Origin of the sequence: Glaciihabitans sp. UYNi722 (genome assembly GCF_040549465.1) — a bacterium.
Classification (GTDB): Bacteria; Actinomycetota; Actinomycetes; order Actinomycetales; family Microbacteriaceae; genus Lacisediminihabitans.
Genome location: NZ_JBEPTL010000014.1, coordinates 24392 through 44583 on the forward strand (window position 1 = coordinate 24392; position 20192 = coordinate 44583).

Here is a 20192-nt window from a genome sequence, read left to right on the forward strand (position 1 = left end):
ACTATTCGTCGAGCAGTCGACGTACGACAGCGTCGGCGAGCAGTCGGCCTCGCAGAGTAAGTTCGATTCTTCCGCGGAGCGCAGCGGCTCCGTCGACCAGACCGTCAGCGATGAGCCCGGCAACGGCGGTGCGACCGGATGCCGTCAACTCGGCCACATCGAGCCCCTCACGGATTCGCGTGCGCAACAGCACGCGCTCCACGCGTCGCGTCTCATCATCGAGCGTCTCACGTCCTGCCGCCGGGGACTGGCCCGCCAGGATCCTGTCCGCGTAGGCCGCGGGGTGCTTGACGTTCCACCAGCGGACACCACCGACGTGACTGTGCGCCCCAGGCCCGACACCCCACCAGTCGTGCCCCTGCCAATAGGCGAGGTTGTGACGCGACTCGTGCTCCGGCGACTTCGACCAGTTGCTCACCTCATACCAGCTGTATCCCGCGGCCCCCAGCAGTTCATCCGCCAACTCGTACATGTCCGCCTGGAGGTCCTCATCCGGTTCGGCCACCTCGCCACGCCTGATCTGGCGTGCCAGCTTCGTCCCGTCTTCGACAATGAGCGAGTACGCCGAGAGATGATCGGGCTGCTGGGCCAGCGCCTGGTCGAGGGATGCGTGCCAGTCGTCGAGAGACTCACCAGGGGTGCCGTAGATGAGGTCAAGGCTCACCTGCAGGCCGGCGTCCCGCGCCCACTGCACGACGAGCGGAATTCGGTCGGGATCGTGGGTGCGTTCGAGTGTAGCGAGCACGTGTGGCACCGCGGACTGCATGCCGAACGAGACGCGCGTGAAACCCGCATCGGCGAGGGACAGGAGGTACGCGGCATCCACCGAGTCCGGATTCGCCTCTGTGGTCACCTCCGCGCCATCGGCGAGCCCCCAGGTACCGATGACGGCCGAGAGCATGGCAGCGAGATCGTTCACCGGCAACATGGTCGGGGTTCCCCCGCCGAAGAATACGGTCTCGACCTTCCGTGCGGGCAGGCCTGCCTCTGCAAGCACTTTCTGCGCCATCCCGATCTCGGCGACGGCCTGGCCCGCGTAGTCGGTGCGCTTCGCGCCACGCAGTTCGTCGGCGGTGTAGGTGTTGAAGTCGCAGTAGCCGCATCGAACCCGACAAAACGGCACGTGCACGTACACGCCGAAGTTGCGCAGGTCGGCCCCGTCAGCGACGGACGCGGGGAGCAAGCCGTCGAGTGGGGCCGGATCGGCGAGGGGAAGGGCGCTGGGCATGACCCCTCCATTCTCGCCGACTCCCTCATGCCCTAGTGCCACCGGCCGTCAACGGAAGAACTGGCCATGTGGAAATACTTGCTCCCCACGGAAATTCAGGACAACGGTCACGGCAACGACGCAGCAGCACCGCGTCTGCGGGGATCTGCCCCCAAGGTCGTGACCATTGTCCTGAGTTTCCGAAGGGTAGCGGAATCGTCGGATGCCGCACCCTGCCTGTGCCAGCATGGAACGGTGAATGACACCGAACCCGACCCACGCCTGTACGTGCTCTGGGATGTCGACGGCACTCTCCTGCGCAACGGGATCAACGCCGGCGGCCTCTACCAGGAGGCGATCGAGCTCGCCATCGGGCGGACGCTTGCACACCCGGTACCCCGCGTCCACGGCAAGACCGATGGCCAGATCATCTGGGAGGCCCTCGCCGCCAACGGCCTCTCCCCCCAACTGCACCCTGTCGTGTCAGGCCACCTCGACCAGCTCTCCCTCGACCGGCATCTTGGCGGCAGTCGACGTGAGATCGCTCCCGGCGTAGTGGAAGCGGTCAGGCGGTTTGGCGAACGGGGCTTCGTCAACGCACTACTCACCGGCAATTCGGCCAATCGCACGCGCTACAAGATGGAGGGCGCAGGGCTCGACACCGAGGCCTTCGACTGGAAGAACTCGTATTTCGGTGACGTCGCACCACTGCGGGCAGAGATCACCGTGCGCGCCGCGGCGGAACTCGCCGGTCACCGCCTGGTGATCATCGGCGACACCCCGGGCGACGGTATCGGTGCCGACTCCGCGGGAATCCCGTTCTTCGCCGTGGCGACCGGGCACTTCTCCGCTGACGAGCTTCGTGAAACGAACGCGCTACTGGTGGTCGACGACCTGGCCAGCGGCCTCCCTCAAGTGCTCGACGCCCTGGTCGGGCTAGGCAGTCTCGATCGGGCCTGACAGTGAGCGGAAGTAGCGCCTGTTGTAGAAGGCCTGCGACAGCCTGAGCACCGGATACACCAACCACCAGAATGCATTGGCTGGGCGCGAGAAGGCGCGGATTTCGAGCCAGACTGAGCCGTCATCCGTTTGTTCGACGATGAAGGCCTCCTCCCCGCTCTCCGGATGCCCGGCCAGCGTGCCGTAGGCGAACCCTTTGCGTCGCAGTTCGTCGACCACGTAGACAACTCGCGCCGGCGCGACGACACGGAACGGTCCGAACGGTATTTTCAGTTTCGCGGTGTCGCCCGGCACGACGAAGGCCGCACCATCCGGGCCGAATACTGTCTCATCGTTGCTGACGGCAATGGCTCCCGCGACCGGGTCGCCCCCTTCGTCGAAGGCGACCGGAACATAGGTCTGGTCGGTGACCGCCGCCGGCGCTTCAGCGACATCGATGCGGAATCCGCTGTTGCGCTGGATGCCCCAGGTGAGCACCTCTGTCCATGCATAGTCCCAGCGCGCGTCACCGTGGCCGATGCGCGTACGCCGCTCGAAAGGACGGTATCCGGGAGGTGGATGGATCGCCAGATCCGACGCCTGGGTAGCGCCGATCGCGGCGTAGCTCACCGGGCGCTGCCAGAGCGGAAGCCGTTTCGACATCTACTCGCCCCTGCTCATCGTTGCGTCCTTCCGCCTACGCTCGTCGATGGGCGGGGAAAAACGCATGAAGTCAGCATAAAGGTCATGCAGGGCGACGCTTGGCGAGGAGGATGACGACACCCCAGTTCGGGCAGGGAGGCATACCGGTATGGCAACTCCGGAGTCGCAAGCAACGGGCGGACCTATGTCTGCGGCGGAACAGGTGTGCGCTGTCCTTTCGGCTAACTGCTGCGCAAAAAACAACAGCGAAACGCCGAAAGGACAGCGCAAGCGGGCTAGGCAGGAACCGGAGCCGATCGAGCAACGCATGCGAACGGTGAGTAGGCGCCCTACTTCTTGTCTTTTTTGGCCTCGGTGTCGCCCGACAGCGCAGCGATGAACGCCTCCTGCGGGACCTCGACCCTGCCCACCATCTTCATGCGCTTCTTTCCCTCTTTCTGCTTCTCGAGGAGCTTGCGCTTACGGGTGATGTCACCGCCGTAGCACTTGGCCAGAACGTCTTTGCGCATCGCACTGATCGATTCGCGGGCGATGATGCGTGCGCCGATGGCGGCCTGGATCGGCACCTCGAACTGCTGGCGAGGGATGAGTTTCTTGAGACGCTCGGTCATCAGCACGCCGTAGGCGTAGGCCTTGTCCTTATGCACGATCGCGCTGAATGCGTCGACAGCTTCGCCCTGCAGGAGGATGTCGACCTTGACCAGGTCGGCATCCTGCTCCCCCGTCGGCTCGTAGTCGAGAGAGGCGTAACCCTTGGTGAGGCTTTTCAACTGGTCGAAGAAGTCGAAGACGATCTCGCCGAGCGGCATCGTGTAGTGAAGCTCCACGCGGTCGGTTCCGATGTACTCCATGCCGTTCATGGTGCCGCGGCGGCCCTGGCACAGTTCCATCACCGTGCCCACGTAGTCCTTCGGCGTCAGGATCGACGCCTTGACGATGGGCTCGCTCACCGAGGCGATCTTGCCACCGGGGAACTCGCTTGGGTTGGTCACCGTCGTGCGCTTCTTGTCATCCGTGGTCACCTCATAGATCACGGATGGCGCGGTGGCGATCAGGTCGAGCCCGAACTCGCGCTCGAGGCGCTCGGTGACGATCTCGAGGTGCAGGAGGCCAAGGAACCCGCAGCGGAAACCGAAACCGAGGGCGACGGAAGTCTCCGGTTCGTAAACCAGGGCGGCGTCGCTGAGCTTGAGTTTGTCGAGGGCTTCACGCAGAGCCGGGTAGTCGGAACCGTCGAGCGGATAAAGTCCGGAGAACACCATGGGCTTCGGCTCCGAATACCCCTTAAGCGGCACCGTCGCGGGTTTCGCATGGTTCGTGACGGTGTCGCCCACTTTGCTGAGCCGAACATCTTTCACACCAGTGATGAGATAGCCCACCTCGCCGACACCGAGACCCTTCGTCGGGGTGGGTTCGGGAGCACTCACGCCGATTTCCAGAAGCTCGTGAGTGCTCCTGGTGCTCATCATCATGACTTTTTCGCGCGGGCCCATAGAACCGTCGATCATGCGTACGTAGGTGATGACACCGCGGTAGGCGTCGTAGACCGAGTCGAAGATCATGGCGCGCGCAGGTGCTGAAGCATCACCGGTCGGCGCGGGAATGAGTTTGACCACCTGGTCGAGCAGGTCTTCGACGCCCATCCCGGTCTTACCGGAGACCCGCAGCACATCCTCCGGCTTTCCGCCGATGAGGTCGGCGAGTTCCTTGGCGTACTTGTCGGGGTCCGCGGCCGGCAGGTCGATCTTGTTCAGCACCGGGATGACGGTGAGGTCATTGTCGAGGGCAAGATACAGGTTCGCGAGCGTCTGGGCTTCGATACCCTGGGCGGCATCCACCAGCAGGATGGCGCCCTCGCAGGCCGCGAGACTGCGCGAGACCTCGTAGGTGAAGTCGACGTGACCGGGTGTGTCAATCATGTTGAGGGCGTAGGTGCCAGTGGTCGAGCCTGTCGAGACCGCCCACGGCATCCGCACGGCCTGGCTCTTGATGGTGATGCCACGCTCGCGTTCGATATCCATACGGTCGAGGTACTGGGCGCGCATGTTGCGATCGCTGACGACCCCGGTGATACCGAGCATGCGATCGGCGAGGGTCGATTTGCCATGGTCGATGTGGGCGATGATGCAGAAGTTGCGGATGAAGGCGGGGTCGGTCGATGCCGGCTCGAGGGCCTTCAGTGCTTGGGGGCTCACGCGTTCCTCTGACAGTTCATATAAAACGGGGATCGGACAATTCTCCCATGCCCTGGAGCCGCGACTCTCCGCGTGGGGAATACCATCGCCGGGCAATCTAATGGTTAAGGAAAGAATGGGGCGCGGCTATCGCCGCGCCCCATTCTTTTCGGTTTAGAAGCCTCTCTTTTCGGTTTAGAAGCCTCCGAAACCTGCGAACAGGCCGACGGGAATCAGGAACGCAAGGCCGAGGGCCACAGCGAGCAGCGGCAGTACGAGCATCACGCCGCCGAGCACGATTCCCCAGATGCTGAACGTGCGACTGGCCGGCTCGCGCTTCAGACCGAGGATGCCGAGCACGATGGCCGCGATCGGAACGATGAAGGTGGACCCGGCCACGATTGAGGCGGCGCCGAACACCAGGCTCAGGATGCCCAGGATCCTGGTTTCGACTGCACCGGCCACAGGCTGCTCGGTGGTGACCGGGGGCTGCTCGATAACGGGCTGTGCGGTAGACATTTTTTTCTCTCCTTGGAATTGGATTGGTACTCCAAGGTTAGAAATCCATGGTGCGGGTCACCATGGGGGTAACCCCCGAATCCACCGGAGATACACCCACGACAACGGATGACGCCGCCGATTGCCCGATCCGCTCGGTAGCTGGTAATGTTGCCTGTTGGCTTGCGTGCCGCCCCATCGGGGCCTGGCACGATTCGCGGCCGTGAGTCGGATGTAGAAGATTCTCTTCCTCGGCTGCCCAGGGATATTCGTAACTAACAAGAAAGTAACAACGTGGCAAACATTAAGTCGCAGATCAAGCGCATCGGTACCAACAAGAAGTCGCTGGAGCGCAATAAGGCGGTCAAAAGCGAGGTCAAGACTGCCGTGCGCGCAACCCGCGCCGCAATCGCCACCGGCGATGCCGCCAAGGCTACCGTCGCCCTCAAATTCGCGGCGAAGAAGCTCGACAAGGCAGCCAGCAAGGGCGTCATCCACAAGAACCAGGCAGCCAACAAGAAGTCGGCCATCGCCAAGCAGGTTGCTGCTCTCTAAGCAGAATTTTTCGAAGAACCCCGTCTCCCTGGAGGCGGGGTTCTTTGTGTTAACGCGTGTCTCAGGCCTCGCCTCGGGCGCTGATCACGCTGATCACGCCGATCATGCGCTCGAGTGCGAAGACGGGATCACGCCCTGCGCCCTTGATCGCGGCATCGGTCTCGGCAAGGAGTTCGATACAGCGACCGAGACCCGCATCGTTCCAGCCCTGGAGGTCGCGCCGCGCACGGTCGACCTGCCATGGCGCGAGGCCGAACTGCTGAGCGAGTTGGCCGGATCCGCCGTGCGCTCCGGAGATCTTGGCCATGGTGCGCAGCTTGCTTGCGAAGGCCGCCACGATCGGAACCGGATCGGCGCCGGACATGATGGCGTGCCTCAACAGGATGAGCGACTCACCGTGCCTACCGGCGATCGCGATATCAGCGACACGGAACGCATTCGTCTCGACGCGGCCGGAGTAGTACTTCTCGACGGTCGCCTCGGTAATCTCTTCGCTGGCGTCGGCGAGCAGCTGCTGACAGGCCGCAGCCAGTTCTGCGAGGTCGTCGGAGAAGGCAGAGGCGAGGGCGCGTAGGGCGCCGCTGGTAATCCTGCGACCGGCCAGCGAGAACTCCGCAGCCGCGAAGTCGAGTTTCTCCGCCTCTTTCTTCAGTTCCGCGCAGACGATCTCGATGCCACCGCCGAGACCACTGCGGATGGCATCGAGCAGCTTCTTACCGCGGACTCCCCCGGCGTGCCTCAGCACCAGGTAGGTGTCGTCGGCCGGCGCCTGGAGGTAGGCGAGGGTCTCGATGATGAAGGCGTCCGTGCACTTCTCGACACCGGTGACGCGGATCATCCGCGGCTCACCGAACAGGGAAGGACTCGCCAGGGTGATGAGCTCGCCTGGCCCGTAGCCGTCAGCCTCGAGGTCGCTGATCTCGATGCTCGGATCTTCGGTCTTCAGGATGTCGCGCAGCATCCGGATGGCACGCTCGGCCAGAAAGTCTTCCGTGCCCGACACCAGTACTACACGGGCGGGACGCACCTTCGACCAGCCGAGCTGCGGGATCGCCGGTGCGGCTTTCGACGCAGGCTTGCCTGCCACGGGGCTCCTTCGGTCGCTCGGTCGGGATCTCGCCCAGTTTATTCGCTACCACCGTCCGGCGAGACCGCGCGTTCGCTCCAGAGGCCGATCTGACCATCCGGCCGGGGCGAAACCAGGAGCAACCCCTGCAGGTCGGTGCGCGCCGTTCTCGTGCCGACTCCGGCCAGGATGCCCAGCAGCTTGTCGGTGGGATGCCCGTAGGTGTTGTCGATTCCGACGCTGATCAGACCGACGGATCCCGTCAGCTTCGCGTACAGCCGATCGTTCTGGTCCGCTGACCCGTGGTGCGCCACCTTCACCACATCGACATGACCGATGCGGTTGGCGGCCATCATGAGCGCCTGCGGCTGGTCGCCGAGGTCGCCGAGGAAGATCGCGCTCAGGCATCCGGAAGCACAGGCTCCGATACCTGAGAAACGCACCGTCACGCTCGCGTCATTTCCCGGCTCGACCGACCCGAGCTTCGCGCGCGGCCAGAGCACCTCCCAGCGCAACTCCCCCAGTTGACCGGTCAGACCCTTGCTCACCTGCTCGACTGTGGCTCCGGAGTCAGTGAGACGCTTCGACAGCCTCTCGTCGCCGGTGTCCGACGGCGGCCCGATCATGGCATGGTCCACGCGGCCGAACACCGCAGCGGTTCCACCCACATGGTCCAGGTCGTAGTGGCTCAGAATGAGCAGGTCGATGCGATCGATACCGAGAGTGTCGAGGCATTCGGTGAGCAACGCGGGGTCGGGACCGGTGTCGACCAGCGCGACCTTGCCGAGACTCTTCACCAGTACAGCGTCGCCCTGGCCGATGTCGCAGGCGGCAATCTGCCAGTTCGCGGGCCTGGACAGCTGGCCGCGGAGTTTCTCCCCGCCGGCGATCCCGAGATAGCCGACGACCATCACCGCGAGCAGAGCCGTGGCGATCATCCGCGACCTGTTTCGTCGGAAGGCCACCACAAGTGCGAGAGCGCTGACCGCAACCACCAGCAGCATGCCGAGCAGACCTCCTGGCCAGGGAATATTGCTTCCCTGCAGTCCAGCGAAGAAGCCGGCGACGGCGGCAATCCATGACGATGGCAGCCAGGCGACCTGCGCGATCAACTGGCCAACCGGAGGCGCGACGGGAACCAGGATGCACGCCACCAGGCCGAGAACCGTCGCGACCGGGGCGGCTGGTTCAGCGAGCACATTCGCGAAGACACCGTAGGTCGGGATGGTCGGATTGAGCAGGATGAGCACTGGCTGGCAGGCGATCTGCGCTGCGATCGGGATCGCGAGAAGCGCCGACAGGGCCGGTGGCAGCCAGCGGCTGAGCACGGTGGCCAGCGGACCGGCGAGCACCAGAAGCCCGGCCGTGGCGAGCACTGACAGCACGAAACCGTAGCTGCGGGCGAGCCATGGGTCGATCGTGAGCAGGACGATCACCGCCAGCGCGAGGATTGGCACTCCCCTCACCGGTCTACCGCTCGCCGTCGCGGCCAGCACCAGCGTCGCCATCACAGCGGCCCGCAGCACGCTCGGCTCCGGCGTGACCAGAACGACGAAGCCGAGCAGAACGGTGACGGATGCACCGATCCGCAACCCGCGCGGCAGTCCGAGTGCCCCACCGGCCACCATGATCAGCGCGATCACCACGGCGCAGTTGGCTCCGGAGACCGCTGTTAAGTGGCTGAGCGACGTCGCCTTCATCGCTGCGTCCAACTGGGCGTCGACAGCGCTGGTATCGCCGATTGCGAGGCCGGGAAGCAGACGCCCGCCGTCCCCCGGCAGCGCGGATGCAGCATCCCTGAAACCCGCGCGCAAACTGTTCGCCCAGTTTAGGTACCAGGGTGGATCGGCCGTCCGCGTCATCGCGCCGGAGCTAAAGAAGAGGAAACCGACGTCGTCGTCGGGATCGGTGACAGCGAGGGTGCCGCCGAGACGCATCGTGGTTCCAATACCGATCTCCCTCTCGGTCGATGCTCCGAAGACTGTGACGGGGATGTCTGTCGACATCGTGCGGTCGCCAATCGATACGGTGCCGAGGCGCACGGCGAACTGTCGTCCGTTCGGATGCACGGTCTCGGTCGTCATCGCGGAGACTGTCGCGTGACGGCCGGCGGATGCCGCTTCCACCAGCAGTTCCGGCTGTCGCTGCGGGGCGCGCACGGCCGCGACAGTCACCAACAGCGCTGAGGCGGCGAGGCACAGAGCGAGGCCGAGGATGATGCCGCGCCGACGCCCAAGCACGGTCAGGAAGGCAGCGCAGCTCGCCGCGATCGCCAGGGCCCACGCCGCGATCGCGACACCGAACTGCGCCTGCGGAAAACCGAGGACGACGGCAACCGTAGCCCAGGCGACACCGACAGGCAGCGCGAGGCGCAGATCGACGTTCATATTGTGACGAGATCTTTCAGCTGTTCGAAAGTCTTGTCGCCGACGCCGCTCACACTCATCAGGTCTTCCACCGCGGTGAACCTGCCGTTGCTCGTGCGCCAGTCGATGATGCGTTTGGCCATCGCCGGACCCACGCGCGGAAGAGTCTCAAGGGTCGCTTCATCTGCCGTATTAATGTTGACTTTGTCCCCGACGCTTCCCGCGGCCGAACCTGCGGCTCCGGTACCCGGAGCGCCAGCGCCTGGAGCGGGTGCCTCACCGACATTCGGAACATAGATCTGTTCCCCGTCCACGACCACTCGTGCCAGGTTGAGCTGTGCCTGGTCAGCGGTTGCGCTGAACCCCCCGGCCGCGGCGATCGCGTCGACGGCACGGTCGCCGTCGCTCAGCACATACAGCCCAGGGCGCTCCACCGCGCCGAGAATATGCACAAAGACGGCGCCTCCGGAGGAACCGGAGGGAGCGGAGGAACCGGAGGGAGCGACGCTGGGCGTCGGCGACGTCACCGTCTCACTCGAACCGTGCGAGCCGAGCGCGCTGACCAGCACGGCGACCCCCAGCCCGACAAGCACGAGTACGACGGCGGCGCCGAGGCCGACCCTCAGCTTCGTTCGGTGAGGCGCAACGATCTGGTCGGGCGCATCCATGCCGGAAGACTAGGCAGCCGCGCAACTCGCGCGGCGCGAAAACCGTCGGGATGGGGACAGCCGCCGATCGACCGTCCCCGCCGAGGAGAGGAGGTTATGGCCTGGTGGCGATGTTGACGATGCGTGGCGCCCGAACGATCACGTTGACGATCGTGCGACCGCCCACGGCCTTCGTGACCGCCGCGGATGCCATGGCCAGCTTCTCGAGCTCGGCCGGCTCGATCTTGGGGTTGACCTCGATGCGGTCACGCACCTTGCCATCCACCTGGATCACGGCCGTTACAGCGCTCTCGACCAGCAGTGTCGGGTCGGCCTTACGCCATCCGTACTGTGCGATCGTGGCGGGGTAGCCCAAGATCTCCCACATCTCTTCGGCCGTGTACGGAGCAAATAGCGACAGTCCGAGTGCCACCGTCTCGGTCGCTTCGCGAACGGCAGCATCTCCGCCGCCTGCTCCGGAATCGATGACCTTGCGCGTGACATTCACCAGCTCCATCAGGCGCGCCACGACGACGTTGAATTTGAAGGCTTCGATGAGTCCCGGCGCCTCGGCGAGAAAGCGGTGGGTGACCCGGCGCAGGTTGTTGTCGCCGGTCTTCCACTCGATCTCGGGGGCACTCGTGACATCCTGAGCGAGCCTCCAGGCCCGCGCGAGGAACTTCGCCGAACCGGCGGCCGAGACATCCTCCCAGTTGATGTCGTCTTCTGGTGGCCCAGCGAAAGCCATGGTCAGGCGGATCGCGTCGACGCCGTGGGCATTGAGCTCCTCACCGAGGTCGACACCACCCTTGCTCTTCGACATCTTCGATCCGCCGGAGAGCACCATGCCCTGGTTGAGCAGCGCGCTGAACGGTTCGGTGAAACTCACATAGCCGAGGTCGAAGAGCACTTTGGTGATGAAGCGCGCGTAGAGCAGGTGCAGGATGGCGTGCTCGACGCCCCCAACGTACTGGTCGACCGGCGCCCACTTGTCCGCTTCCTTCGGATCGAAGGCTCGACTCTCGTCCTTCGGATCCATGAAACGCAGGAAGTACCATGAACTATCTACGAAGGTGTCCATGGTGTCCGGGTCACGACGCGCCCTACTGCCATCGGGAAGGGTCACATTCACCCAGTCCTCGGCGGCACCGAGCGGTGACTGCCCGCGAGGCTGCAGGTCGAGGCCGTCGGTGGGCGGCAGCAGCACCGGCAGCTGGTCCTCCGGCACCGGAATGAGCTCGCCGTTCTCACCATGCAGGATCGGGATCGGCGTGCCCCAGTAGCGCTGGCGGGAGATCAGCCAGTCGCGCAGGCGGTAGTTGCGTGCCGAGCGACCGTTGCCCGCGGCATTCAGTTGCTCGATGATGCGCTTGATGGCGTTGGACTTGCTCAAACCGTTGAGCGAGCCGGAGTTGATCAGTCGTCCCTCGCCGGTGAGCGGGACGCCGGTGTGGGCCGGATCCAGCGGCGGCAGGTCGTCAGGAAGCTCGGCCTCGCCGGTCTCCGGATTGATCGGCAGCACAGGGATCGCGCCGGTAACGGGCGCATTGGTGTCCACGACGACCCGCACCGGCAGGTCGAACTTGCGGGCGAAGTCGAGGTCGCGCTGGTCGTGAGCGGGTACCGACATGACGGCCCCGTGGCCATAGTCGGCGAGCACATAGTCGGCGGCCCAGATGGGGAGGCGCTCCCCGTTGACCGGGTTTACCGCGTAGCGGCCGAGGAACACGCCGGTCTTCTCGCGACCGGCATCCTGTCGTTCGATCTCCGAGGTCTTCTGCACCTGGGTGAGATAGCCGCCGAAAGCAGCCTTGACGTCGTCGGTGGAGTCCGCGACCAACTCGGCGGCCAGGTCGGAATCGGGTGCGACCACCATGAAGGTCACACCATAGAGCGTGTCAGGGCGCGTGGTGAAGACAGTGACCTTCTCTGCCCTTCCCTCGATCTCGAAGTCGACATCCGCTCCGATGGAGCGACCGATCCAGTTGCGCTGCATCGCGAGTACCTTGGGCGGCCACGAACCCTCGAGCTGGTTGAGGTCGTCGAGCAGCCGGTCCGCGTAATCGGTGATCCTGAAATACCACTGCGTCAGCTTCTTCTTGACGACCACGGCGCCTGAACGATCGGATGTACCGTCGGCCAGCACCTGTTCGTTGGCCAGCACCGTCTGGTCTACCGGGTCCCAGTTGACCCAGCTGTCCTTGCGGTAGGCGAGACCCTTCTGATACAGCTTCAGGAACAGCCACTGGTTCCACTTGTAGTACTCGGGGTCGCTGGTGTGCAGTTCGCGCTCCCAGTCGACGGACGTGGCGTAACGCCGCATCGACACCTTCTGCTGCTCGATATTGGCATAGGTCCACTCGCGAGGGTCGATCCCGCGTTTGATGGCGGCGTTCTCGGCAGGAAGCCCGAAGGAGTCCCAGCCGATCGGGTGGAGCACGTTGAAACCCTGCTGGCGCCAATAGCGCGCGACCACGTCGCCGAGGGCAAAGGCCTCTGCGTGGCCCATGTGCAGGTCACCGGAAGGGTAGGAGAACATGTCGAGGATGTACTTGCGCGGTCGCTTGTCGTCCGGGATGTTGGTGCGGAACGGACGCAACTCGTCCCAGCGGGCGAGCCACTTCTCCTGCAACTTCGCGACGTCGTACTGTGGGCCGTCCTCGGCCTCGCTGCGGTGGTCGTGTTCCACGAAGATCTCAATTCATAAGCGGGTGTGGACCGGATGAACACACGGCCGACTACCAAGGTTACCGAACCCGGCACCGGTCTTAACGCGCTCCGTCCGCAGTTAGTCCCGCTGACTGCTCAATCTTCAGGATGCACCGAGAACGGCAAGCAGCGCCGCCACCTTGAGATGCACCTCATCGAGTTCCTCCTCCGGTACCGAGAGCGCGGTGATGCCTCCCCCGGTGCCGATCGTCGCACCCTCGCCGTCGAGCACGATGCTGCGGATGACCATGGCGAGGTCGATACGCCCGTCCAGCCCGAAATACCCGAACGCTCCCGCGTAGACGCCACGAGCGCGATGCTCCAGCCTGTCGAGGATCGCAACCGCGCCGTACTTCGGCGCACCGGTCATCGATCCGGCGGGAAAGCAGGCGGCGACCGCGTCGATGCCGGTCAGGCCGGGTGCCAGGATGCCACGCACCGTGCTGACCAGTTGGTGCACCTGTGCATAGCTCTCCACAGCCAGAAGGCGGGTAACACTGACCGACCCCACCTCGCTGACCCGACCGATGTCGTTGCGCATGAGGTCCACGATCATCAGGTTCTCGGCGCGCTCCTTGTCGCTCGACTCGAGCTCGCGGGCGAGCGCTGCGTCTTCGTCAGGATCACTCCCCCGTCGGCGGGTTCCCTTGATCGGTCGGGACTCCACCACACGGTCGGGTGACACCGCGAGGAACAACTCGGGCGACGAACTCAGCATGGCGAGTCCGTCGACAACGAACAGCGAACCGTGATGGGTCGGGCTCGCGGCGCGCAGCCTGAGGTAGGCGGCGAAGGGATCGGGACGGACATCCACCCGCACCTCAGTTGTGAGACAGATCTGGTAGGCGTCGCCGTCGACGATCGCTTCCTGGCATTCGCGGATCATCGCGAGATAGTCGTCGTCGCCATAGGCCCAGGAGACGTTCGGGATCACGGTCGGGGTCTCGCCAACCGGATCGTGGTCCGCAGCCGAGGACAGCGCCGATATCGTGGAATCTCGCCAGCCGGAGAGTTCTTCGCTCCACGAGTCGCCGAGGGCAATGAGTCGCATCGAACGGTTGGCGTGATCGAACACGATCCCGCGGTCGACGAACAGCAAAGCGGCATCCGGATACCGCGAGCCGATGCGCGGGGACGTATCCATGGTCTGCGCCCTCAACTCGTAGCCGAGCCAACCCACCCAGCCGAGACGAAAGCCCTCGCCCGGCTCCGCAGACGCCGGCTCGAGTTCCTCTTTCAGAAACTGCAGAATCTCGCCGTCGCTGGTTCGACCATCGACGGTCACCGTTCGGTCGGCAACGGACGATGTGGCCAGCCGCGAACCGCGCCCGAGAAAACTCATGCCGCTTTCAGCATGCATTCCAGAGTCCAGCCACACGGCATGAGGATGCGATGCGTAGAGCCCACCGAAGACGCGCGCCGGATCGATCCAGCCCGCGAGCGGCGATTCGAGGACCCGGCTGCGCATAACCTAACTCTATGAGTGTGACCACGATCTGCCGCTGGCATGACGGCGAGCTCGACCCGCTGGAGTACTGCGATATGTCCGACGTCGTCATCGCAGCGGCCGACTCCTGGTTCGTGACCGACGGAACAGTTCTCGCCCTCGACCTGCACCGCTCCCGGTTCTGGGGAGCGATCGATGACCGGCGATTCGACGACCTCGATGCCGAAGCATTCTGGAACGCAGCGATCGCTGCAATCCCCCGCAGCGGAGACTGGTTTCCCCGCGTCGAACTGCAACTGCGACAGGGCGCTCCCCTGCTCGTGTTCCGGCTGCGCAGCGCTCCATGGCGAAGCAGGTCCGTCCGGCTCGCGAGCCATCGGGGTGATGATCCGCGCACCTCGCCGCTGGTCAAAGGTCCTGACACCGATGCGCTCCTGCGCGTGCGAACCGAGGCGCAGGCGCTCGGCGCGGATGAGGCGGTCATCCTGTCCCCCGACGGCTACGTCGTCGAGGGAGCCTACAGTTCGCTGCTCTGGTGGCGAGGCGCGATTCTCTGCGCCCCCTCCCTCGATCTCGCCCGGCTAGACAGCGTAACCGCTCGTTCTGTGATCGCACTGGCCACCGCTCTCGGCGTCGAGGTCTACTACGAGTCGGTGACTCCCGCCGAGTTGGATGGCGTGGAGCTCTGGGCGCTCAGTGCACTGCACGGCATCCGTATTGTCACGGCCTGGGTCGACGGTCCATCGACCGCCGAGGAGCCCGGTCGTCTCGCCAGCTGGCGCACGAGGCTCGACCGATTGCGCAAACCTCTTCCCTAAGGCGCGCTCGGTATGCTCGACGCGTGAACGACATGCTCAACTGGATCCTCGACACTGTTCGCAGTGTCGACCCAGGGCTGCGCGTGCTCCTGGCCGGCCTCGGCATGCTGTTCGAGACATCCATCCTGGTCGGAATCATCGTGCCGGGCGACACGATCGTCATCGTGGCGTCGACGGCCATCACCAGCGTTCAGGAGTACCTCGCACTACTCGCCGCGGTGATCATCGGCGCACTCATCGGAGAGAGCCTCGGCTTCGCCCTCGGGCGTTTCTTCGGCCCGCGAATCCGTGCGAGTCGGCTCGGTCGAAAACTGGGCGAGCACAACTGGATGCGCGCGGAACGCTACCTCGAGCGTCGTGGCGGGATCGCCGTCTTCATCTCACGATTCCTGCCGGTACTCCACGCGCTCATCCCACTCACCGTCGGCATGAGCACGATGCGCTACCGCAGGTTTCTGGCCTGGACGGTGCCGGCCTGTGTCATCTGGGCTGCATCCTACGTCTCAGTGGGTTGGCTGGCCGCCGGGTCCTACCGACAGCTGTCGTCGCAGCTGCACTACGCCGGATACATCTTCGTGGCGATAATCGCGGTCTTCCTCATCGTGGCGTTGCTGGTGAAGAAACTTATCGAACGCAGCGAGGCACGTCACATGGAACCTCCGGATGCCGAGGAGAAGGGTGAGCCCCGACGGCCATAGCCGCCGGGCCTCACCCACCGTCCCTACTTGATCAGCTTCTTCTTGACCAGCCAGTCTTTGGCAGCCGTGGCCGCCTGCACCTTGTCGGCGCCCTCGACCTGATCGCGCAGCCCAATCAGGTCCTTGGTAGACATCGCCGCCGAGACCTTGTCGAGCACCTTGGCCATCTTCGCGCTGTAGATCTTCGAATTGAGCAACGGCACAATGTTCTGCGCCGCGATCAGGTTCTTCGGGTCGTCGAGCACGAGCAGCTTCTTCGCCACGAGATCGGGCGACGTCGTGTAGATGTCGGCGACCTGCACCGCGTTGTCGGTGAGCGCCTTCACCGTATCGGGCCCGCCGTAGTCCTCGATCGGCGTAAAGGTAACGTCCTTGATGCCGTAGACCGACTTCAGCCCGGGGATGCCGTAACCAAGTTCACCGAACTGCGGGTTGGCGCCGAGGGCGAACGGCTCGATCTTGGTGAGATCACCGACGGTCTTCAGGCCGAACTTCTCGGCCTCCGCCTGGGTAACCACATAGGCGTCCTTGTCCTCTGCGGGCGAGGACTTGAGTACCCGGTAGCCCTTGGGGATGGCATCCTTCAACGCGGCGTCGACCTCGGCGGTGGTGCGCGCCGCCGATTTGGTGTCGTAGAAGAACAGCAGGTTGCCGTTGTACTCCGGGATCAGGTTGATCGAGCCGTCCTTGAGTGCGGGGATGGTCGCCTGACGCGGACCGATATTGAACTGCTTGTCGACCGTGTAGCCGGCGTCCTCGAGAGCGAGTGTGTAGATATTGCCCAGAATCTCGCTCTCCGGATAGTTGAACGAGCCGACGGTGATCTTGTCGCTGCTGCCCGACGAGCCACCGGAACCCGTTGGATCCGATGTCGCACACCCTGCGAGAGCGAATACCGCTCCAACCGCGATCGTCCCGAGGACGATGCGTGCCTTCTTCTGTGCTGTGAACATCACTGATTCCCTTCATCGGCGGTGGTTGCCGCCACCGAGACCCGTCCGGTTGACAGGTCTCGGGCACTACGTTTCTGGGCGCGGGTGAGGCGCTCCCCGCCCACCCCGCGACGCCTGGTCAGCCGCTGAGCGAGCGCGAAGACGCCGTCGATCACGAGAGCGAGGGCAGTGACGAGAAGTGCACCGCCCAGGATGCGGGCGTTGTCGTTCAGTCCGATTCCGCTCGAGATGATGGCCCCGATGCCGCCGAGCGAGATGTAGGAGGCGACAACCGCCGTCGCGATCACCTGCAGCACGGATGACCGCACACCCCCGATGATCAGCGGCAGCGAGAGCGGAATCTCGACCCTGAATAGGATCTGCAGCTCCGTCATGCCGCTGGCCCGTGCCGCATCCACCACCTGCTGATTCACCGATTCCACCCCCGCGTAGGCTCCGGCGAGGATCGAGGGGATCGCGAGGATGACGAAGGCAATGATCGAGGCCACGAAGGCCGCCTGCGTGAAGGGCACCGTCATCCCGACGATCAGGAACAGCGCCATTAGCAGTCCGAGCGTCGGGAGGGCGCGCATCCCGCCGGTGAACCCAATCACGAACTGGCGCCCGCGACCGGTGTGTCCGATGAAGAAACCGAGCGGGAGGGCGATGACCGCGGCGATCGCTACCGACACCAGCGTGTAGAGGAGGTGCTCCCCGATCCGATCCTGGATCGGCAGTGGGCTCTGCGCTCCGGCCACATAGTTCTTCGGGTCGAAGAGCCAGGCGAGGGCATTAATGAAGAACTGCATGGCCTACGCCTCCAGCTCTCTCGCCCTGGCGAGGACTTTCGGTCCGCCGAGGGGGCGACGTCGGGTCCACGGCATGAGGATGCGGCCGAGAGCAACGAGGATCAGGTCGAAGACGAGTGCGATGATCAGGCTGGCGATGATGCCGATGACTATCTCTTCGAGAAAGCTCCGCTGCTTGCCGTTGGTGAACAGGTAGCCGAGATTGGCCGATCCGATGATTGCGCCGACAGAGACCAGGGCAATGGTGCTCACCGACACCACGCGGAGACCGGCGAGCAGCACGGGGCCTGCCAGCGGGAATTCGACTGTCCAGAAACGCGTCCACGACGAGTACCCCATCGCTGTCGCTGCCTCGACGGTGTCCGCGGGCACGGCTGCCAGGGCGTCGGATGCCGAGCGCACCATCATCGCCACCGCATAGATGGTGAGGGCGACGACCACGTTGATCTCGTTCTTGATCTGGGTGCCGAGAATGTAGGGCAGGATCACGAACAGCGGCAGTGACGGAATCGTGTAGAGAAGGCTGCCGACCGTGATGATCAGCGAGCGGAGCGCGCGCCGGCGATTTGCCAGCCAGCCGAGTGGAACGGCAAGCACGAATCCGAGCACGATCGGCAGGGCGCTGAGCGCGATGTGGTTGAGCGTGAGACGGAGGATCAGGCCGAAATTCTCGATCGCCCAGCTCATGGCGCCGTCGCGTCCTGGTCGGAGAGAATGCCGGCCGGCCGGCCGTCGCCGTCGACCACGAGAACAACCCCGTCGTCGCCGTCCCGCTGCTGCAGGTGGAGGGTGCGCTTGCCCTTGTCGGCCCCGATGAAGGTGGCGACGAAATCATCCGCCGGATTCGCCAGGATCTCTGCGGGCGTGCCGGCCTGGGCGATGATTCCGCCCTCGCGGAAGATCACCACCTGGTCGGCGATAGTGAAGGCCTCGTCGATGTCGTGGGTCACAAACACCGTCGTCTTGCCGAGTTCGCGCTGCAGCCTGTTGAGTTCCACCTGAAGTTCGGCGCGCACGATCGGGTCGACAGCGCCGAACGGCTCGTCCATGAGCAGGATGTTCGGATCGCTGGCGAGCGCGCGTGCAACGCCCACCCGCTGCTGCTGACCGCCCGACAGCTGGTCGGGGTAGCGGTCCGCGAGCGAACGACCGAGGCCGACGGTGTCCAGCAGCGTGAGGGCGTCCTCACGCGCCTTCCTGCGAGGAACGCCGTTGAGCCTCGGCACCGTCGTGACATTATCGAGAACCTGGCGATGCGGGAGGAGTCCGGATGCCTGCAGCACGTACCCGATGCTGCGGCGCAGCTTCACGCGATCGAGGCCCCCGACATCCTGGCCGTCGATGAGCACCTGACCCGAGGTCGGATCCTCCATGCGGTTGATCATGCGCAACAGGGTGGTCTTACCCGACCCTGAGGAACCGACGAAGACCGTCGCCTTGTTCGAGGGCAGCACAAAAGAGAAGTCGTCTACGGCGAGAGTGCCGTCAGGAAAACGTTTGGAAACACCGCGGAATTCGATCATTGGTCACTGGCTCAATCTTCGCGAGACACACGATTCGACGCTTGCGGAACAGTTCACTCGAACATGATTCGGAGTATCAGGCAATTTTGTTTAGCTGGTTCCTGCTCCAGCCACAGAGACATCGGGCCCGAAAGCCGCTGCTTTCGGGCCCGATGGCGGGTTGATCGACAGCTATTTGACCAGGCCCTTGTCCTTGAGCCACGCCTTCGCAATAGCATCGGCAGACTTCTTGTCCGTCACGCTCTGGTCGTTCAGCTTGACCAGATCCGCTGTGCTGAGCTTGGCGCTCACGGCGTTCAGGATCTTCGCCGCCTTCGCGTCGACCTTCTTAGAGACGACGGGAGCCACGTTGTCCGGGAAGAACAGGTTGCCAGGGTCCGTGAGAGCGACGAGACCGTTCGACTTGATGTTCGGGTCGGCCGTGTAGATGTTGGCGAGTTGGATCTGGTTGTCGACCAGCGCTTTCACCGTCAATGGTCCGCCGCTGTCCTCCACCGCTTTGAACCCGGCGATGTTGATGCCGTACTTGGATTTGAGCGCGGTCGGGCCGTAGGGGCGCGTCTCGAGCTCCGAGTTACCGCCCACGGTGATCGGCTCTGTCACGTTCTTGAGCGACGCTATGTCGGTGAGGTCATACTTCTTGGCGAAGGCCTTGGTGACTGTCCAGGAGTTCTGGTCGGCCGCTTTCGCCTTGTCGAGCACCTTCAGGCCATCAGGTAATACCGAGGTCAGGTCGGTGTAGACCTCGTCGGCTGTGCCTCCGGGAGCAGTCTTTCCCAGGCCTTTATTAACTGCCTGGTCCAGGCTTCCGATGTACTCCGGGAAGACGTCGATCTTGCCGGCCTCGAGCTGCGGCAGGTAGACCTCGCGCTGCCCGATCCTGAAGTTCTGCTGCACTTTGTAACCGCCATTTTCGAGCGCCTGCGTGTAGAGCTGGGCGATGATCTCGTTGGAGTAGTAGTCCTGCGACCCGACGACGAGAGTCTTACCCGCGCCGGCGGTCGATCCCCCTGTCGATAGAGGGTCACTCGAAGCACACCCTGAAAGGGCTATTGCTGCCCCAACCACGACTGCGCCCAGTGCGACGAGCCGGCCTCTTCCTGCTGTGAACATTGTTGCTTCCTTCTTGATAAGGGGTTGT

Annotated in this window: 18 protein-coding genes; 4 read left to right on the top strand and 14 right to left on the bottom strand. The window is 64.2% G+C overall.

The genetic code is table 11. The annotated features are described in order from the left end of the window. Position 1 precedes the first annotated feature (1 nt). Positions 2-1228 (bottom strand): radical SAM family heme chaperone HemW, encoded by a 1227-nt coding sequence (hemW, locus tag ABIB56_RS11380; RefSeq protein WP_354569327.1) that lies wholly within the window; start codon positions 1226-1228, stop codon positions 2-4. 234 nt (positions 1229-1462) lie between these two features. Here hemW and ABIB56_RS11385 point away from each other — a divergent pair, with 234 nt between their 5' ends. Continuing rightward, positions 1463-2167 (top strand): HAD family hydrolase, encoded by a 705-nt coding sequence (locus ABIB56_RS11385; protein WP_354569328.1) that lies wholly within the window; start codon positions 1463-1465, stop codon positions 2165-2167. On the opposite strand, the gene ABIB56_RS11390 is transcribed toward ABIB56_RS11385, so the two are convergent. The 3 genes from ABIB56_RS11390 to ABIB56_RS11400 all read right to left on the bottom strand — a co-directional run bounded on the left by ABIB56_RS11390 (position 2144) and on the right by ABIB56_RS11400 (position 5502). Next, complete coding sequence (locus ABIB56_RS11390; protein WP_354569329.1) at positions 2144-2809, bottom strand: DUF1990 domain-containing protein; 666 nt, start codon at positions 2807-2809, stop codon at positions 2144-2146. The two genes, ABIB56_RS11385 and ABIB56_RS11390, sit on opposite strands and share 24 nt — an antisense overlap. Positions 2810-3138: 329 nt before the next feature. Next, positions 3139-5004: a translation elongation factor 4 gene (lepA, locus tag ABIB56_RS11395; protein WP_354569330.1), complete on the bottom strand. Its 1866-nt coding sequence runs from the start codon at positions 5002-5004 to the stop codon at positions 3139-3141. Positions 5005-5178: 174 nt separating this feature from the next. Next, positions 5179-5502 (bottom strand): hypothetical protein, encoded by a 324-nt coding sequence (locus tag ABIB56_RS11400; protein ID WP_354569331.1) that lies wholly within the window; start codon positions 5500-5502, stop codon positions 5179-5181. Positions 5503-5775: 273 nt separating this feature from the next. Between ABIB56_RS11400 and rpsT the strand changes: the two genes are divergently transcribed. Continuing rightward, positions 5776-6036 carry a 30S ribosomal protein S20 gene (gene rpsT / locus ABIB56_RS11405; RefSeq protein ID WP_354569332.1) on the top strand — a complete coding sequence of 87 codons (261 nt, stop codon included), beginning with the start codon at positions 5776-5778 and terminating at the stop codon, positions 6034-6036. Between the two features lie 61 nt (positions 6037-6097). Here rpsT and holA read toward each other — a convergent pair whose 3' ends face one another. The 5 genes from holA to pabB form a co-directional block, all read right to left on the bottom strand. Continuing rightward, a complete protein-coding gene (holA, locus tag ABIB56_RS11410; protein WP_354569333.1) occupies positions 6098-7123 on the bottom strand; it encodes a DNA polymerase III subunit delta in 1026 nt (341 codons plus the stop codon). Positions 7124-7161: 38 nt separating this feature from the next. Further along, positions 7162-9489 carry a ComEC/Rec2 family competence protein gene (locus ABIB56_RS11415; RefSeq protein ID WP_354569334.1) on the bottom strand — a complete coding sequence of 776 codons (2328 nt, stop codon included), beginning with the start codon at positions 9487-9489 and terminating at the stop codon, positions 7162-7164. Continuing rightward, positions 9486-10136 (bottom strand): helix-hairpin-helix domain-containing protein, encoded by a 651-nt coding sequence (locus ABIB56_RS11420; protein ID WP_354569335.1) that lies wholly within the window; start codon positions 10134-10136, stop codon positions 9486-9488. Before ABIB56_RS11420 ends, ABIB56_RS11415 begins: the two co-directional genes overlap by 4 nt. 94 nt (positions 10137-10230) lie before the next feature. After that, the gene (gene leuS / locus ABIB56_RS11425; protein WP_354569336.1) at positions 10231-12804 is read right to left on the bottom strand and encodes a leucine--tRNA ligase; all 2574 of its coding nucleotides are present in this window, start codon (positions 12802-12804) and stop codon (positions 10231-10233) included. Between the two features lie 123 nt (positions 12805-12927). Further along, positions 12928-14292: an aminodeoxychorismate synthase component I gene (gene pabB / locus ABIB56_RS11430; protein WP_354569337.1), complete on the bottom strand. Its 1365-nt coding sequence runs from the start codon at positions 14290-14292 to the stop codon at positions 12928-12930. A gap of 11 nt (positions 14293-14303) precedes the next feature. Between pabB and ABIB56_RS11435 the strand changes: the two genes are divergently transcribed. Then, complete coding sequence (locus tag ABIB56_RS11435; protein WP_354569338.1) at positions 14304-15089, top strand: aminotransferase class IV; 786 nt, start codon at positions 14304-14306, stop codon at positions 15087-15089. A 23-nt stretch (positions 15090-15112) separates the two neighbouring features. Next, on the top strand, positions 15113-15787 hold the full coding sequence (locus ABIB56_RS11440; RefSeq protein WP_354569339.1) for a DedA family protein: 675 nt from the start codon (positions 15113-15115) through the stop codon (positions 15785-15787). Between the two features lie 23 nt (positions 15788-15810). On the opposite strand, the gene ABIB56_RS11445 is transcribed toward ABIB56_RS11440, so the two are convergent. From ABIB56_RS11445 to ABIB56_RS11465, 5 genes are all read right to left on the bottom strand, one after another. Continuing rightward, the gene (locus tag ABIB56_RS11445; protein WP_354569340.1) at positions 15811-16740 is read right to left on the bottom strand and encodes an ABC transporter substrate-binding protein; all 930 of its coding nucleotides are present in this window, start codon (positions 16738-16740) and stop codon (positions 15811-15813) included. Continuing rightward, positions 16740-17528, bottom strand: coding sequence for an ABC transporter permease (locus tag ABIB56_RS11450; protein WP_354569341.1), 789 nt, complete (start codon positions 17526-17528; stop codon positions 16740-16742). The genes ABIB56_RS11445 and ABIB56_RS11450 overlap by 1 nt, the downstream gene beginning before the upstream one ends. 3 nt (positions 17529-17531) lie before the next feature. Beyond that, on the bottom strand, positions 17532-18215 hold the full coding sequence (locus ABIB56_RS11455; RefSeq protein WP_354569342.1) for an ABC transporter permease: 684 nt from the start codon (positions 18213-18215) through the stop codon (positions 17532-17534). Continuing rightward, positions 18212-19051 carry an ABC transporter ATP-binding protein gene (locus tag ABIB56_RS11460; RefSeq protein ID WP_354569343.1) on the bottom strand — a complete coding sequence of 280 codons (840 nt, stop codon included), beginning with the start codon at positions 19049-19051 and terminating at the stop codon, positions 18212-18214. Before ABIB56_RS11460 ends, ABIB56_RS11455 begins: the two co-directional genes overlap by 4 nt. Before the next feature lie 171 nt (positions 19052-19222). Then, on the bottom strand, positions 19223-20164 hold the full coding sequence (locus ABIB56_RS11465; protein WP_354569344.1) for a glycine betaine ABC transporter substrate-binding protein: 942 nt from the start codon (positions 20162-20164) through the stop codon (positions 19223-19225). Positions 20165-20192: the final 28 nt, after the last annotated feature.

Excerpts from the sequence above, each read along its gene's own strand:
- hemW (WP_354569327.1), bottom strand. The coding sequence starts at position 1,228 with ATGCCCAGCGCCCTTCCCCTCGCCGATCCGGCCCCACTCGACGGCTTG.
- ABIB56_RS11390 (WP_354569329.1), bottom strand. The coding sequence starts at position 2,809 with ATGTCGAAACGGCTTCCGCTCTGGCAGCGCCCGGTGAGCTACGCCGCG.
- ABIB56_RS11400 (WP_354569331.1), bottom strand. The coding sequence starts at position 5,502 with ATGTCTACCGCACAGCCCGTTATCGAGCAGCCCCCGGTCACCACCGAG.
- ABIB56_RS11415 (WP_354569334.1), bottom strand. The coding sequence starts at position 9,489 with ATGAACGTCGATCTGCGCCTCGCGCTGCCTGTCGGTGTCGCCTGGGCT.
- ABIB56_RS11420 (WP_354569335.1), bottom strand. The coding sequence starts at position 10,136 with ATGGATGCGCCCGACCAGATCGTTGCGCCTCACCGAACGAAGCTGAGG.
- pabB (WP_354569337.1), bottom strand. The coding sequence starts at position 14,292 with ATGCGCAGCCGGGTCCTCGAATCGCCGCTCGCGGGCTGGATCGATCCG.
- ABIB56_RS11435 (WP_354569338.1), top strand. The coding sequence starts at position 14,304 with ATGAGTGTGACCACGATCTGCCGCTGGCATGACGGCGAGCTCGACCCG.
- ABIB56_RS11445 (WP_354569340.1), bottom strand. The coding sequence starts at position 16,740 with ATGTTCACAGCACAGAAGAAGGCACGCATCGTCCTCGGGACGATCGCG.
- ABIB56_RS11450 (WP_354569341.1), bottom strand. The coding sequence starts at position 17,528 with ATGCAGTTCTTCATTAATGCCCTCGCCTGGCTCTTCGACCCGAAGAAC.
- ABIB56_RS11455 (WP_354569342.1), bottom strand. The coding sequence starts at position 18,215 with ATGAGCTGGGCGATCGAGAATTTCGGCCTGATCCTCCGTCTCACGCTC.
- ABIB56_RS11460 (WP_354569343.1), bottom strand. The coding sequence starts at position 19,051 with ATGATCGAATTCCGCGGTGTTTCCAAACGTTTTCCTGACGGCACTCTC.
- ABIB56_RS11465 (WP_354569344.1), bottom strand. The coding sequence starts at position 20,164 with ATGTTCACAGCAGGAAGAGGCCGGCTCGTCGCACTGGGCGCAGTCGTG.